This is a genomic window from Ruegeria sp. BHSB058 (assembly GCF_059613285.1).
The window spans coordinates 1-15494 of record NZ_JBXWSF010000090.1 but is presented as its reverse complement, the minus strand read 5'-3'; the positions used below and the strand labels follow the sequence as shown (position 1 = coordinate 15494).

Annotated in this window: 14 protein-coding genes; 12 read left to right on the top strand and 2 right to left on the bottom strand. The window is 58.9% G+C overall.

Annotation, left to right across the window (positions count from 1 at the left end; genetic code table 11):
• Positions 1-445: 445 nt before the first annotated feature.
• On the top strand, positions 446-1294 hold the full coding sequence (locus AC2FNB_RS17910; protein ID WP_480747860.1) for a 3-methyl-2-oxobutanoate hydroxymethyltransferase: 849 nt from the start codon (positions 446-448) through the stop codon (positions 1292-1294).
• Positions 1295-1298: 4 nt separating this feature from the next.
• The gene (locus AC2FNB_RS17905; protein ID WP_480747859.1) at positions 1299-1976 is read left to right on the top strand and encodes a class I SAM-dependent methyltransferase; all 678 of its coding nucleotides are present in this window, start codon (positions 1299-1301) and stop codon (positions 1974-1976) included.
• Positions 1977-1978: 2 nt separating this feature from the next.
• Here the strand turns inward: AC2FNB_RS17905 and AC2FNB_RS17900 are convergent, their stop codons facing one another.
• The gene (locus tag AC2FNB_RS17900) at positions 1979-2428 is read right to left on the bottom strand and encodes a MerR family transcriptional regulator (RefSeq protein ID WP_480747858.1); all 450 of its coding nucleotides are present in this window, start codon (positions 2426-2428) and stop codon (positions 1979-1981) included.
• An 879-nt stretch (positions 2429-3307) separates the two neighbouring features.
• Here AC2FNB_RS17900 and AC2FNB_RS17895 point away from each other — a divergent pair.
• The 10 genes from AC2FNB_RS17895 (at position 3308) to AC2FNB_RS17850 (ending at position 14089) form a co-directional block, all read left to right on the top strand.
• Positions 3308-4669 (top strand): FAD-dependent oxidoreductase, encoded by a 1362-nt coding sequence (locus AC2FNB_RS17895; RefSeq protein ID WP_480747857.1) that lies wholly within the window; start codon positions 3308-3310, stop codon positions 4667-4669.
• Positions 4670-4719: 50 nt separating this feature from the next.
• Positions 4720-5736 carry a TRAP transporter substrate-binding protein DctP gene (gene dctP, locus AC2FNB_RS17890; protein WP_480747856.1) on the top strand — a complete coding sequence of 339 codons (1017 nt, stop codon included), beginning with the start codon at positions 4720-4722 and terminating at the stop codon, positions 5734-5736.
• A 54-nt stretch (positions 5737-5790) separates the two neighbouring features.
• Positions 5791-6294 carry a TRAP transporter small permease subunit gene (locus AC2FNB_RS17885; RefSeq protein WP_480747855.1) on the top strand — a complete coding sequence of 168 codons (504 nt, stop codon included), beginning with the start codon at positions 5791-5793 and terminating at the stop codon, positions 6292-6294.
• A 4-nt stretch (positions 6295-6298) separates the two neighbouring features.
• Positions 6299-7612, top strand: a complete 1314-nt coding sequence (locus tag AC2FNB_RS17880) for a TRAP transporter large permease (RefSeq protein ID WP_480747854.1) — start codon at positions 6299-6301, stop codon at positions 7610-7612.
• Between the two features lie 7 nt (positions 7613-7619).
• Entirely contained in the window at positions 7620-9185 is a 1566-nt protein-coding gene (locus AC2FNB_RS17875; protein WP_496748281.1) for a CoA-transferase, read from the top strand.
• Between the two features lie 12 nt (positions 9186-9197).
• Entirely contained in the window at positions 9198-9938 is a 741-nt protein-coding gene (locus AC2FNB_RS17870) for an enoyl-CoA hydratase/isomerase family protein (protein WP_480747852.1), read from the top strand.
• Positions 9938-10684: an enoyl-CoA hydratase/isomerase family protein gene (locus AC2FNB_RS17865; RefSeq protein WP_480747851.1), complete on the top strand. Its 747-nt coding sequence runs from the start codon at positions 9938-9940 to the stop codon at positions 10682-10684. The genes AC2FNB_RS17870 and AC2FNB_RS17865 overlap by 1 nt, the downstream gene beginning before the upstream one ends.
• A gap of 21 nt (positions 10685-10705) precedes the next feature.
• Positions 10706-12250 (top strand): AMP-binding protein, encoded by a 1545-nt coding sequence (locus AC2FNB_RS17860; RefSeq protein ID WP_480747850.1) that lies wholly within the window; start codon positions 10706-10708, stop codon positions 12248-12250.
• Positions 12251-12272: 22 nt separating this feature from the next.
• Positions 12273-13376 (top strand): glycine cleavage T C-terminal barrel domain-containing protein, encoded by a 1104-nt coding sequence (locus AC2FNB_RS17855; protein WP_480747849.1) that lies wholly within the window; start codon positions 12273-12275, stop codon positions 13374-13376.
• Between the two features lie 65 nt (positions 13377-13441).
• Complete coding sequence (locus AC2FNB_RS17850) at positions 13442-14089, top strand: GntR family transcriptional regulator (RefSeq protein ID WP_480747848.1); 648 nt, start codon at positions 13442-13444, stop codon at positions 14087-14089.
• A 559-nt stretch (positions 14090-14648) separates the two neighbouring features.
• Here the strand turns inward: AC2FNB_RS17850 and AC2FNB_RS17845 are convergent.
• A partial coding sequence (locus AC2FNB_RS17845; RefSeq protein WP_496748280.1) for an oligopeptide/dipeptide ABC transporter ATP-binding protein occupies positions 14649-15494 on the bottom strand: 846 nt, incomplete at its 5' end.

Below are 15494 nucleotides of genomic sequence, written 5' to 3'. Positions count from 1 at the left end.
GTGCGCCCGAGCTTTGCGTCCCGACCAATCCAACACAAATTGCGCCTTGGTAAAAGTTAACCAGAGCCGGAAAGTAGGAATTGGTGCAAAACGCAGTTCACTCCGTTTTTCGCCATTCAATCGGGGCCGTTATGCGCTCAGGTTTTGTAGTAGGTCCGCGGTCCGGACATCGGCGCATTTCTGTCAGATGTCCCCTTCGAGCCCAACCCGGCCATTGTGTTTTCATGCTGCACGCGCTCGCAGCGCGGGGGGTTTCTGCGGTAGCTGAATTTTCGGCTGCCGCAACGCGGCGAGAAAACTGGCCATTCGATCAGAGCGCAGCAAAATTCTCTGTACGAAAACCAAGACACGGGACCAGGTGGTAGTTCGAAAAGGTTTGCAAATCTTACATATATGTCAGATAGTGGATCTCATCCAACAAAACTCAACCGGATGGGAGGAATTTATGACAAAACGCAGAAAGACTCGGCTCAAGCACCTTGCCGAAAAGGTACAAAAGGGCGAGCGCATCGTTGGCATGGAGTGCCATGACACCCCCAGCGCGATTATGGCCGAGGAATTAGGCATGGATCTGCTCTGCTGTGGCAGCCCCGGCCCGATGGGCATGATGGGTCACAAATCCATGGCCACCGTGGATTTCGAGGAACAGCTCTACATGCTCGAAGGTGTGCTGCGTGGAGCATCGTCGCCGTTCATCATCTGCAACATGCCAAACACGACGGCCTGCATCTCGGTTGAGGAATCGGTTCGCAATGCCGCAAAGGTCGTCAAGTTAGGCGCCGATGGCGTGCATATCGAACCCTCGCTTGGCACCGTTGGTCATATCAAAGCCATCGTCGATGCCGGTATTCCCGTCGTGGGGCATTTTGGAGTTCAGGGCGAACGTGCGGTGATGAACTCGGGCCATGCGCCGGCCGGACGCACCGCAGAAGAGGCATCGGCCATTGTCGAACTGGTCAAGGCATCGATTGATGCGGGTATTTTCGCGGCTCTCTTCGAGCACACGTCGGTTGAGCTGACGAAATGGTGCTACGAAAACTTGCCCGTTGCAGTGGCCAGCCTTGGCTCCGGTCCACACGCGCATGGAATTTTTCATGTATCCAGCGACATCATCGGGTGTTCGGTCTTTCCCATTCCCCCCAAACGCGAAGTGTTCGGTGACGTCTGGGGCGAAATGCAAAGAGCCTACTCAGCCTATTTCGAAGCAGCCACGAGTGGGCAGTTCCCCAAGCCGGAGCTCAGCCATGAAATGCACGCTGGCGAGTTTGAGAAATTCGTCAGTACGGTGCATTGAGCCCATGAAGGGCGCCAAGCGGCTTGATCCACGTGGATTGATGCAATGGTTGGCAACCCTCCCCGAAAAGAACGGGGCCTGCGTCGAATGTGGCGCAGGTCTTGGAGAGCTGTCGGCATTCCTAAAACCCTACTTTACCACTGTGGTGGCGACGGACGTGGCGCCACCCCGATTGCAACAGACGCCGGTCAAGGTTGTTAAGGCAGCTGCCGAGAAGCTTCCGGTGAGAGAGCAGAGTGTCGATTTGCTGTTTTCCATGCAGGCGCTACACCACTTTGATCTTTCGGCACATCTTGCCGAAGCTCAACGAGTTGTGCGAACGGGTGGCGTTTTCGCAGCATTGGCGTGGGGCGAGATTTCACTGCCTCCGCGTGTACGGGCTGCATACCAAACTCTTTTCGAAGTCATTGGCCCCCATTGGGAATGCGCGCGCGAATGGGTGATTTCAGGATATGAGGGGTTGTCGCTTCCGGGCACCGTGATCGAGGTGCCTGCTGCAATGATGCGGCGCCAGATGACTTTACCTGCCCTTGAAGCAGAGTTTGCAAAATGGAGCGCAGTGCAGAATGCACTGCGAGCAGGAGTTTCGCTTGAGGAACCTGACTACGACGAGATGCCTTTCTCCGACGACGCCGAATTCGATGTGTTTTGGCCGATCGTTGGACAGGTCTTCCGCCTCTAAACCTAATCCCAGATCAAGGCGGCCACTGGGTTTTCTTCTGCCATGCGGTTCATGGGACAGTCCGGGCAGGTCTTGGAGCTAGGGACATTCTCACAGCCCTTGCACTCCTGAACTGATTTCTCGGCATCCATTATTGTCCGCCGGAGTGAAAGTGCCCGCTCGGCCTTTCGGCTCAACTGCTCAGCCAGGTCTTCGAGCAAGGCGCCAACGGAGAGACAAGAAGAATTCCCGGTTGAATGCTTTGATCGTTCCTGCGCGATCTCCGCGACGGTTTCCAACGGAATATCGAGCGCACGCAACTGTCGCATGAGCTGTGCAACCGCGAGGTCCTCTTCATCATATTGACGCGTACCGCCTTCAGATCTGCCAGGCGTAATGATCCCAAGCTGCTCGTAGTGGCGCAGCATTCGCTCGGTTAGACCAGTTGCTTGTACCAATTCGCCAATTTTCATGCATCGGTCTCGTCTAGTTTTTTCCTGGATCTGGCATCGGCGTCAGATAAGCAACAATATAGATGTGGACTATGTAAGGTCAAATAGGGCTCAGAACCGCCTAACGCCCGCGTGGCAATGCCGGTGCAACAGGCTGATCGAGACCGGTCATCCGGGGGATCGGGCCAAGTCTTTGATCTTGTATCATGTTGCTCAATGCGTGGTCATAGGCAAGTCAGGAGCCGTAGTTCGCGCATGGGCGGCAAAACCGAAGTGTGAGCCCATCCTGTGAATTTGATTTTCTCGCTGCGCGCGCTCGCAGCACAGATTTTGCCGCGCGCGCATCATCTTTAGTACGACAATGCAGCGAGAAGAGCGGCCATTCGTGCCAGGCGCAGCGAGACTTCTTCAGGCAAGGAACGAGTCGCGGACTGAGCGAGCATCTAGCTAATTGACTGCAGTGTCTGGTTTGCTTTGCATTGCGGTATTTCGCTTCAAGAGAAATGGCACAAGGAAGGTCCTCTCCTTTGTCGCCGACACACCGTCGCAACGTCCCCGCAGCGGCCATTCGATATCTCGTTGCGCAATCTCAATCTGTCTGAAGTTTCACAGTGTGTTCTATCGCAAAGGATAGTTCCGAACGCCAAGGACATCCGTCCTGGAACCGAGGGAATCAACTGGCCACTTTCCGGCGTTGGCATCTGAAAGCAGAAACCGTGAGCCTGGAAATGTGCTGAAGGGTCGTTCCTTACAGAAGTTCCTTGTTCGATTATTCTTCATGTTTTCAAACTCATAGAGACTGCCTTGCGCTGGTAATTAGGAGCGCTGCCAGATTCATTGACCGAACTATATCTAATGATATATCAGATGAGGTATCAATAATTCGAACAGGGCGACGCCATGCTTTCCGACGATTACGCGATTCAAGGAGTGCTTAACGAAGCAGCGATCCCAAGCCTGGGCCAGTTTGACGTGATCGTTGCCGGTGGTGGCGCTGCGGGTGTCTCGGCAGCAACGAACATCGCCCGAAAAGGGCATCAGGTTCTCATGATCGAGCGCTACGGTTTCTGCGGCGGTGGAGCGGTTGCCGGTATGTCGGGCACGATTTGCGGTCTCTACATGTCCAGCGATCGGAACGCCAATCGTGCCGAGCAAGTCGTGTTCGGTTTTGCCGACGAGTTCCGCAAGCGGTTGATCGCGCGTGGCGGTCTTACGGAACCGCAGCGCTATGGCAAAACCTGGACGGTCACGCATGACCCGCACATGTGGCGCGAAAACGCGGACGACTTTTTGTCCGATGCAGGCGTGAACATTCTCTACCATTCCCGCGTCGTGGGCGTGCTGCGAGATGGGGCTGCCGTGCGTGGCGTGATAGTTGACACGAAATCCGGCCTGGCCAGGATTGAAGCCAAGCTGGTTGTTGATGCCAGTGGCGACGCCGATGTCGTGCACCGCGCCGGCTGGGCGACCACCAAGGGGCAGGACGGCACCATCCAGAACCCGACGATGATCTTCCGGTTGGGCAATGTCGATGTGGGCGCTTACCTGGAGTACTGGGGCGATAACACGATCAGCCCGGCACACGTCGTCGAGGCGTTGATCGAGGCCGAGAACAGCGGCAATTACCATCTTCCGCGCAAGAAGATCTGGATCTTTCCGACCTCGCGCCCGAACGAGCTCATGGTCAACGCCACCCGCATCCTGGGCCGTGACGGGCGCGATCTGGATGTGACCAACCCGGTTGATCACACAGAAGCAGAAATCGTCGCCCGCCATCAGGTTCGGGAATATGCGCGGTTCCTAAAGGACAAGGTGCCGGGCTGTGCTGACAGCTATGTCGTCGATACCGGGGTCGAGGTCGGTATTCGCCAGACCCGCTCGATTGTCGGGGTCAAACGTCTGACCAACCAGGACGTGGTGGGGCGCCACAAACATGCCGATGGTGTCGTGCGCTGCCCCTGGCCGATCGAGTTGCATTCCGGCCAGAAGCCCAAGGTCGAATGGCTGCTGGACGACTATTACGAAATTCCTTTCGGCACGCTCATTCCCGAGATTGGCGAGAACATCATCGTCGCCGGGCGCTGTCTTTCCGCTGAACACGAGGCCTTGGCCTCTGCCAGGGTCACTGCACAATGCTTTGGTTATGGCCACGCGGCGGCTGTGGCAGCGGACATCGCGCTGCGTGACGGCGTCGCCCTGCGCAACATCCGAGGCGAAGACGTTCGCGACATCCTGAACCGCGAAGGGGCCGCACTGGACTGATTTTACGGACTTTCCAAAAGCAATCAATGTCCAACCCTAGGAGGAAACCCATGAATTTTGCAAAATCCCTGATGGCTGGTGCTGCAGCGCTGGCTCTGTCGGCGACAGCGTCGCTGTCGGACAGCTACGACTGGAAACTCCAGTCATTCTGGGGCGGCGGATCTGCGCCTCAACTCGTCATTGAACAATTCGCGGCTAACATGACTGCGGCCTCGGGCGGGGACATCAACATCACTGTCCTTCCCAACAAGGCCATTGTCGCCCACAACCAGACGCTGCAGGCCGTAGGCTCGGGCATTCTCGATATGCAAAAGAGCACGCCATGCTACTATGCCGGTGTCGACGCGGCCTTCGGCCTGCTGTGCGAAATGAACGCGGGCTATTCCAACGTCTATCAGTTTCTCACCTGGTACTATCAGGGCGGTGGCCTTGAACTGGCCCGCAATATCTATGCCGAGCATGGGCTATACTTTATCGGGCCGGTGCCGTGGGGCGTGGAATCCATCCCCATGAAGGAACCGATCCGTACGGTTGCCGAATTTGAAGGCGTGAAGATACGAATGCCTGAGGGGCCGTCTTCCGATCTTTTCCGGGCAATCGGAGCGGCGCCCGTTTCGGTGCACGGTTCCGAGGTTTACACCTCGCTCGAAAAGGGTGTGATCTCGGCCACGGACTGGTCGACGATTTCGATCAACGACGGCGCGGGCCTGCATAATGTCGCACCCTACGCGATCTATCCGGGCATCCACTCGATCCCGATGGGCGACGTATCGATGAATCTCGAAACCTGGAACAGCCTGGATGCCAAAACCCAGACCCTTCTAGAACTTGGTGTGCGGACGTTGGCGCTTGATATGCTTCAGACTTTCGAAAAGGCAGACGCCGAGGTGCTGGCGGCGGCCGAAGAAAAGGGCATCACCCTGATCGACTGGGCGCCGGAAGAACGCGCCAAGTTCCGCGCGGCTGCACAGGAAATCTGGGCAGCAACGGCGGCAAAAAGCCCCCACGCCCAGGAAGTCTACGAAAGCCAGATCGCCTGGCTGAAATCCATCGGTCAGATCGACTGATCTCTTCCAACTGCCGGGCCGTGATCGGCCCGGCTTTTTTCTTCGAGGACCACCATGGAACTGCCAGAGCCCGATGCGCGCAGCCCGTCTCTCCCCTGGGTGCTGAAACCGGTCGAGATTGCCAGCTATGGCTTTGCCATCTGCGTCGCCATCATCGGCTTTGAGGTGGTGATGCGTTACGGCTTTAATGCACCGCGGATTTGGGTGCAGGACATGGTCGTCATGCTGGTTGGGGGCTGTTTCGCGATTGGCGGCATCGTTGTGCTTTACGAAGGCAGCCATATCAGGATTACCGCGATCTACGACAACGTGCCTGAGCGGGTGCAGCGGTGGCTGGACTTGCTGGCGGCCATCGTTGCCGCAGCGTATCTGGCATTGGTGGGCTATGGCGCATGGGTCAATGCACGCCTGTCGATCAAACTCAATGAAACAACCGGAACCAGTTGGGACTCGCCCTTGCCGATGATCCTGAAATCCGTGTTGCTGGTCAGCGCGGGCATCATGTGCGTGATCGCCGTGACGCAAATCTTCCGTTCGATGAAACGCCTGGTGGCATAGGATCATGGGTATCGGACTGATCACGCTGATCCTTGTCATCGGCATCCTGTTTTTATTGTTCGCGGGCGTGCCGCTGGCCTTTTCCACGGGGATCATGGCCGCAGCCCTGATCCTGATGGAGTTCGGCCCGACGGGTCTCAGCCTCATCGCCACCCGCATCTACGATCTGATGGCGGATTTTTCCTTCGTGGCGGTGCCGCTCTTCGTGATGATGGGGCTGGTTCTGGAGAAATCAGGGGTCACCAACGATCTGTTTCGTGCCATGTCGATGCTGGGCGGCAAGATACGCGGCGGACTGGCGGTTCAGACACTGGCGGTTTCGGTTCTGCTGGCCGCAATGTCCGGCATCATCGGCGGCGAGATCGTCCTCTTGGGCCTGATCGCCCTGCCGGAAATGCTGAAACGCGGATACGACAAGAAATTGGCCGTGGGCGTTGTTTGTGCCGGGGGGTCCCTCGGTACGATGATCCCGCCGTCGATCGTGCTGATCGTTTATGGGCTGACCACGGATACTGGTGTGGGTGAGCTGTTCCTTGCCGTGCTACTGCCCGGCTTGATGCTGGCCGGCCTATATGTGGTCTATGTCATGGTGACGGCGACGATCTGGCCGGACAAGGCGCCGCCGCTTCCGCCTGAAGAACGCGACATGCCACGCGCCGAGAAGATGGCGGTTATGCGTGGTGCCATCTTGCCTGTCGCCGTGGCCGCCTGGGTGCTGACCTGTATCTATACCGGCATCACGTCCTTTATCGAAGCCGCCGCCATGGGTGTCATCGGCGCGCTGATCTCGGCCGCGGTCAAGGGCACCTTCTCGCTCGGTCTCATCCGGGACGTCTGCAATCAGACCCTGCGCATCTGTGGCATGATCATGTGGATCGTGTTCGGCGCAACCGCCCTCATCGGCGTCTACAATTTCTTCGGCGGTGCGGCCTATGTCACCTCGGCCATCAACGGGCTCGACTGGTCGCCGCTGGCGATCCTGATCGTGATGATGCTGATCCTCTTTGTGCTTGGCATGTTCATGGACTGGATCGGCATCCTGCTTCTGACCATGCCTATCTTCGTGCCGATCATCATCGGCTTCGGCTATGACCCGATCTGGTTCGGCGTTCTGTTCACCATGAACATGCAGATGTCCTATCTGACGCCGCCCTTCGGCCCGGCCGCATTCTACCTGAAAGGTGTCGCACCCGACGACATCACGATGGGCGACATCTACAGCTCATTCTGGCCGTTCATCTTCCTGCAGGCGCTGGCCATCGGACTGCTGATCGCCTTTCCGCAAATCGCCCTCTGGCTGCCATCCGTGTTGATGTGAGGATCCCATGAGTAAGATCACCGAATTCGAAACCGCCGTTGCCGACATTCCGTCCGGTGCCACGCTGGCCATCGTTGGCGTCATCGGCTGGATCGTCCCGGAAAAGCTGCTGCGCAGCTTGGGGCAGCGTTACCTTGATACCGGTGCGCCGGGCGATCTGACGCTTTATGTCCCCTGCTTCGGGGGCGACAACGGCGCGATCAAGGGCATTGATAACCTGATGCACGACGGCATGACCAAGCGGTTGATCACCGGGTCGTTCATCAACCCGCCCGATCCGAAGACCGGCGAACGCCCCCGGTCGATGGGGCAGGTCCGGGCCAACAAGATCGAGGCCTACACCTTTCATATCGGCGTCATGATGCATTGGCTGCGCGAGATTGCGCGGCGCAGCCCCGGATATCTGACCGAGGTCGGCATCGGCACCTTTGTCGACCCCGATCTGGATGGCGGCAAGGTCACACCGCGTACCACCGAAGACATTGTCGAAAAGGTCGATTTCCGCGGCAAGCCGCACCTTTTCTTTCCGAGCCAGCATCTCGATTACGGCATCATCCGGGCAACGTCGGCCGACAAACACGGCAACCTGTGTTTTGAGGACGATCCCCTGGTGTCGTCCAACCTGGCGATCGCGCTGGCGGTCAAGGCCTGCGGCGGCAAGGTGATTGCCCAGGTCAAGCGCACCTATGAACCCGGCGAGCGCCATGCGCATATGGTCAAGGTGCCCGGGGTCCTGGTCGATCAAGTGGTGGTCGATCCTGACCAGCAACTGGTCACCGGCATTCAGGACGACGCCCGGTTCCTGGGCCAGACGCGGATGGACCCGCGCGAGCTGCAACCGCTGAAACCCGGTGCGCCGACGGTGATTGCCCGCCGTTCTGCCAGCATGATCAATAAAAATGAACTGACGATCTACGGGTTCGGCGCCTCGTCCTCGATCCCGACGATCTTTGCCACCGAAGGCCGGTTCGATGGCGATGGCATCTATGACTACCCCTCCACCACCGAGCACGGCTCATACGGAGGCATCGTCACCTCGGGCTGGCAGTTCTCGGCCAATTACAACCCCGATGCCCTGCTTGATGGCGTAACCCAGTTTGATGCGATCCATGCGGGCCTGTGCAAAACCTGCGCGCTGGCCTTTGCCCAGTTTGATGCTGAGGGCAATATCAACGTCTCGAAATTCGGGAGCGCCAATCCCGGATCGGGCGGGTTCATCGACATCGCACACAACGCCACCAACCTGATCTTCAACGGCACCTTCACCACCGGCGGGCTGAAGGTCGACGCCACAGGGGGCAAGCTGACGATCCTGCAGGAAGGCAAGGTTTCGAAATTCGTCTCAAGTGTCGAACAGATCACCTACCCGCTGCTGACCGGTGTGCGTGAGCGTGGTCAGACCGCCCATTTTGTCACCGAACGTGCCGTCTTTGCGGTGACGCCGGACGGTCTGGAACTTCTCGAAGTTGCCCCGGGGATCGACCCGAAAGCCCAGGTGCTCGACTTGATGGGCTTTGCGCCGGTGCGCGTGCCCGATCAAATCCCCCCGATGGATCCGAAACTCTTCACGTAAAGGAAAACCTTCATGCTCGAAATCACCCGTGATGGCGCTGTCGCCACGTTGTCCATCGACCGCCCCGAGGTCCGCAACGCCATGAGCCTCGGGCTTGCCCACAGGATCGCCGAGGTCACGGCGGAACTGGACCGCGACCCGGAGATCAAGGCGATTATCCTGCGCGGCAAGGAACATGGCTTCTGTGCCGGCAGCGACCTGAAGGAACTCGCCACGTTCAACCTCGACCAGATCTCCGCGGCAGAACGTGAAAAAGCTGCCGTGGCCCGCTCGTTCTGTTTCATGGATACGCCGGTGATCGCGGCGGTGGACGGGTTCACCATGGGCGGCGGCATGGTGTTCACGGTGTCCTGCGACGTGGTTTTCACTGCGAAGAACGCCCGCTGGCATTTGCCCGAGGTGGCGTTGGGCTGGAACCCCGGCTGGGGTGTCCAGGCATTCCTCGCCCGTTGCGGGCCTTATGTGACCCGCCATGTCTGCTGGGGCGTCGATCCGTTCGATGGCGAAGAAGCCGTTCGTCTGGGATTGGCGGATTTCCTTGCCGAGGGCCGCGCGGCCGAGGCAGCGCACGAATACGCGACCAAGCTCACGGCACTGCCGGAACACGCCGTTACGGCGACCAAGCGGCTTTGTGCACCGGCGGCGGGTGAAAACAGCCAGGTGCTCGATCTGATGGCCAACCAGATGTTTCATGAAAGCTGCAAGCACGAGGTCGCCAGGGCCTCATATGCCCGGTTTGGAGTGAAAATCTGATGACGGAAGGCCTGCGCGAGATCGATCACGGGGCGGTTCTGACCCTGGCGCTGGACCGGCCCGAGCGGCGCAATTCAATGGATCTTGCAGTGACACGGGCGCTGGCCGGGGCGCTAGAGCGCGCCGCCCGCGATGAAGGTGTCAATGCAATTGTTTTGCAGGGATATTCGCATGGCTTCGGAGCAGGCAGCGATCTCAAGGCTCTCTCCGGTCAGAGCGTCGGAGAAATGATCGCAGACGAACGCGAAATGGCGGCGCTGGCCCGCAGCTTCAATCGTCACCCGAAACCGATCATTGCCGCTGTCGACGGGTACGCCATCGGCGGTGGCGCGGTCTATGCTGCATCCTGTGACGTGGTTTTTTCCAGCGCGGATGCAAAATGGGCCCTTCCAGAGGTTCCCATCGGCTGGAACGCCGCCTATGGCATTGCCGCGATGCAGGCGCGACTGGGGGCCTATACGGCGCGGCATATCCTTTGGGGGGCAGAAGGGTTTTCCGGTGAAACCGCATATCGGATCGGGTTAGCGGACTTCCTGGCCGAAGGCAGCGCGGCCAAGGCCGCACTCGACTATGCCACCCGGCTGGCTGCGCTACCGGCCCACGCGGTTGCGGCAACCAAACAGCTGTGCGCGGGGCCGATTGACCGGGATGCGGTTGAGATGGACGACCGCGCGATGGCGTCATTCGAGCGTTGTCTCGCAACCGGAGCCGCACAAGCCACGCTTCGGAAGTTCGGCATGGTCTGAGGGTATTGTGGAAAGAATGGAATGACCGATCCACTGACACTTTATCGACTTTTCGAGCGCGGCCGTACCATCGGTACCGGGCGCCGCATACGGTGCTTTGGTCCGGACCGATCGGTTGTCGAACAAAGCTATGATCAGTTCGCCCACGATGTTCTTGCCTTGGCAAACGCGTTGCAGGCGCGTGGTCTCGAACCCGGCCAACGGGTTGCGACGCTCGCCGCAAACGGAATTCGGCATTTGCAGCTGATGTGGGCCGTGCCGCTGGCGGGCGGCGTGTTCCACGCCATCAACACGCGTCTGCCGGTCGAGGAAATCGCCTATATCCTTGAAGACGCTGACGACCGCTTATTGTTCATTGATGCCGAATTCGCCGATTTGCTTGCTGAATTGCGCAAGGCCCGCCCTGATCTGGATATCTTGTCTCTGAGTGAAGGTGCGGGCGGAGACGTCACCAGTTTCGATGCCCTTCTGGGGTCTGGCCCGCCGAACCCTGATGCGATTGAGGCTGCGGTAACCGATGAAAATGCCCCAGCCGTGCTCTGTTATACCAGTGGCACCACGGGGCGGCCCAAAGGTGTCGGCTATTCTCACCGCGCGCTGACGCTGCACGCCCTGACCGAGGCAATGGTCGATGGCTACGGCATCAGTCATTCCGACAATGTGCTGCTCATGGTTCCTTTCTGCCACGGCGCAGGCTGGGGTGTTCCCTATTCGGCATTCATGTGCGGGGCGGATATCTCGGTGCTTTCAGGGCCGATCCAGGCAGATCAAGTTCCGGACATCCTGACCCAGCAGAAGATCACCTTCACCGGCGCCGTTCCCGAGGTGATTGCCCGCATTGCCCCGGAAATCGCCTTGCGAAAGGCAAACCTCACCGGGCTGCGTATCCTGATGGGCGGCACGGCACCGCGTTCTGAAACCTTGTCGATCCTCAGGGCGGCAGGTGTCACCTCCATGCTGTGCTGGGGCATGACGGAAACGCTGAGTGCGGCGACGATGCAGCACTTGCCGCCCGAAGTAGGCGAGGTCCCGCCAATGCAGGGCCAGCCGCTGCCGCTGACCGAACTTTCGCTGGCAGAGTCCGAAGATGGAACGCAGGAACTGCTGGTTCGCGGCCCGTGTGTCGTCGAGCGGTATCACGGCCAAAAGGGCTCGGCGCGACAGGCCGGTTGGTTCGCAACCGGTGATACGGCCGAGATTGACCGAACCGGCACCCTGCACCTGCAGGACCGCAAGAAGGACCTGATCAAGTCCGGCGGCGAGTGGGTTTCCCCAGCCGCGCTGGAGAGGCAGATTTCGCAGATCGCCGGAGTGGAGGAATGCGTCGTCATCGGTGTGCAACATCCGCGATGGGGAGAACGACCCCTCTGCGTGGCCGTGGCCGGAGAAGCGATCGAGATCGAGCGAATTTCTCGAGAGCTCATGTCAACCGGTCGGTTCGCGAAATGGCAGCTTCCGGATGATGTCGTCACTCTCAAAGCGTTGCCTCGAACGGTGCTGGGCAAGCTCGACCGTCAGGCGTTGCGCCAGACCTTCAAAAACCACTTTCAACCAAACCCGGTTTGACCGGAAAGCAAAAGGCCCCAAGATGCCGGAAATCGCCCCTCATACCCGCTTGCGCCCATCGCCCTATTACGAGGCAACCCTTGCAGAAGGCGTCACCTCATTCACGCCCTATAACCAGATGCTGATCCCACTGGGATATGGCGATGCCGATGCGGAATATGACCGGTTGATGAACGGTGTCAGCATGTGGGACGTAGGCGGCCAGAGGCAGGTTCAGATCAAGGGACGCGACGCTGCGCGTCTCGCACAGATCCTTTCTCCGCGCGATCTTTCCGGACAGGTGGTTGGCCAAGGCAAGTATGTACCGATGTGCAATCACGCCGGAACTCTTATCAATGACCCGGTTGTCAACAAGCTGGACGACGAACTGTTCTGGTTCTCGATCGCGGACAGTGACGTCAAACTTTGGGCGCGCTGCATCGCTGCCGAACGCGGATTTGAGGTGGACATCACCGAACCCGACGTTTCGCCGATGGCCGTTCAGGGCCCGATGGCGGCAGATGTCGTGGCGTCGATCTTCGGGGATTGGGTGCGGAACCTGAAATACTTCTGGTTCGGCGATGCCGAGATCGGCGGCATTCCGGTCAAGATCGCCCGATCCGGATTCTCGAAACAAGGCGGCTTTGAGATTTACCTGATGGACGGATCCCGCGGAACCGAGCTTTGGAACATCGTGCGTGAGGCGGGCGCGCCATTCGGGATCGGTCCGGGATACCCAAACCCCTGTGAACGGATCGAAAGCGGCCTTTTGTCCTACGGTGGGGATTCCGATGATGCGACCAACCCTTTCGAGGTCCGGCTTGGCAAGTATGTTGATCTGGACGTGGATGACGGCGTGATCGGCATCAAGGCACTTCGCCGGATCAAGGACGAGGGTCCAAGGCGTCACCAGCTGGGTGTGGTTCTTGAGGGCGAAATGCCGTCGCCGAACCATGCGCGGTGGTACGACATCCAGGTTGGTGGGATCAAGGTCGGTGACATGACCAACGGCACCTGGTCGCGCAAGCTTGGCCAAAACATCGGCTTCGCTCTGGTTTCCCGGGTGTATCGCCCGGGCGACCATGTCGAGGTGCGAAAAGAGGGGCGTGTGCTTGGCGGCACCCTGTGCGAGCTGCCATTTTCCTGATTTGGGTCGGATGAAGTGGACAAGGCATGGGGATTGCAGGCAAATATAGAGATATGGACAAGACCGTGAAAACCCTTTCAGACGCCGAGGCCACCTTTCAGAAGCTTGAGGAAATGATCGTCCTGACCGAGTTGAAGCCGGGCGTGATGTATTCCGAAAAAGAGCTTGCTGAAGTCGTCGGATTCGGCCGAACCCCCGTGCGCGAGGCATTGCAGCGCCTCGAATTCGAGGGCCTTGTGGTCATCAAGCAACGCCGTGGCATTCAGATTACCGAAGTGGAACCGGATGTTCAGTTGCGGTTGCTCGAAATTCGGCGCCCCTTGCAGAACTTTGCCGCCGAATATGCGGCAATCCGGGCCACAGAAGAGGACCGGCAGATCATGAGGACCTTCGGTGAAGAGTTGTTAGAAGTCAGTAAGGCTCCGCCTGCCTCGCGTCCCCAGGCCCTGTCGGCTGTTAGAACGGCCCATGACCTGGTTGTCGAGGCATGTCACAACGAATTTTCAAAGAAAACGATGCGTGTTGTCCAGGGATTGTCGCGCCGTTTCTGGATTTTCCACATGAAGAAAGAAGACTTCAACATTGCGGCCGAGCTGCACGCTCGGTTGCTGCTTGATGTCGCAAACGGAGACACGACGGCGGCCATTGCCGCTTCAAACGCATTGGTCGACTACCTCGAAGAATTCGCTCGGGAAACCAAGGAATGGAAGTGACCGGCCCTTCTTTCTACGTGCCAGTTTTGCGAATTGCCATGATGCTTACCCCATCGCGGCATCGACAGACCAGCAGAAACGACTGCTTCTTGCGTCATGACCTGCGACAACGTCTGCTTCACACGCATTTGTAATCATTAGCGCTCTGTGCTGCATCAGTAGGTCTGGGCTCTCTCCCGCCATGCGGTGCCGCAGCGATCCGCGACACCATCGCGCTTCGAGACCGGCCTTTCGCAAGGTTTCAGCACTTGCCTGAAAAACATCTGCAAATGCACGGATATTTCGAACCTTCAAGATGATTGCGCGCCGTTGGTTAATCGACAGCGGGCATTCCGCCCGGGGGCGGCGGATTCAACGACTGAGCCCATGATTGCTATTGCTATTTCGTGCTGCGTGCGCACGCAGCTGTGTCTTTGCTGCACGAGCAAATCAACGCTCGTTGTTCAGAAGAAAGGAATGTGGACATTCAACCCAAGAGACCCGGGTTTCCATAAGGAAACGACAATCTGGACGCCCTCAACCGCTTTGGATCGCCACGCGACCCCGAAAACCTCGTTACCTACTTTGAGTCTGCGAGGGGGTGGTAGCAGGCTGTCCACACACCATCTGACTGCTTTTCAAGACGCGGCGCTTCGCGCTCGCATAAGTCGCTGGCAAAGGCACACCGCGCCCGGAAGGCGCAGCCTTTTGGCGGGTTCAGCGGGTCTGGCAATTCGGTTTCCCGCCCCTCCGGCGCGGTCAACGGGCGTCCGACCACAGGCGCACTTTCAGCCAGAAGCTTGGTATAGGGATGCTTGGGATGCGCAAAGACCTGGTCCGCCGGGCCGACCTCGACCACCGCGCCGAAATAGAGCACCGCGACCCGGTCGCTGACCGCCTCGACCACGGCAAGGTCGTGGCTGATGAACAGATAGGTCAGACCGAATTGCTGCTTCAAATCGGCCAGCAGGTTCAGAACCTGCGCCTGCACCGACACGTCCAGCGCCGAAACGGGTTCGTCGAGGATGAGGATCCGCGCATCCGCGGCCAGTGCGCGGGCAATGCCGATCCGCTGCGCCTGCCCGCCCGAGAACTCATGCGGATAGCGATCCAGAAATTCCTCGCGCAGGTTCACTGCGGCAAAGATCTCCCGTATGCGGTCCGCACGGGCCGCCGCGGGCATGTTGTGAAGGTGCTTCAACGGCGCTTCCATGATCTGACGGATCGTCTTGCGCGGGTTGAGGCTGCTGATCGGGTCCTGGAACACATATTGGATCTTCCGCCCGAACAAGGCCGGATCGGCGTTGTCCAGTGGTTCGCCATTGATCTCGATCGTGCCGGAGCTGGGCGGCAGGAGACCGACGAGCATCCGCGCGAGCGTGGATTTTCCGCAGCCCGACTCTCCGACAATGCCAAGGGTTTCGCC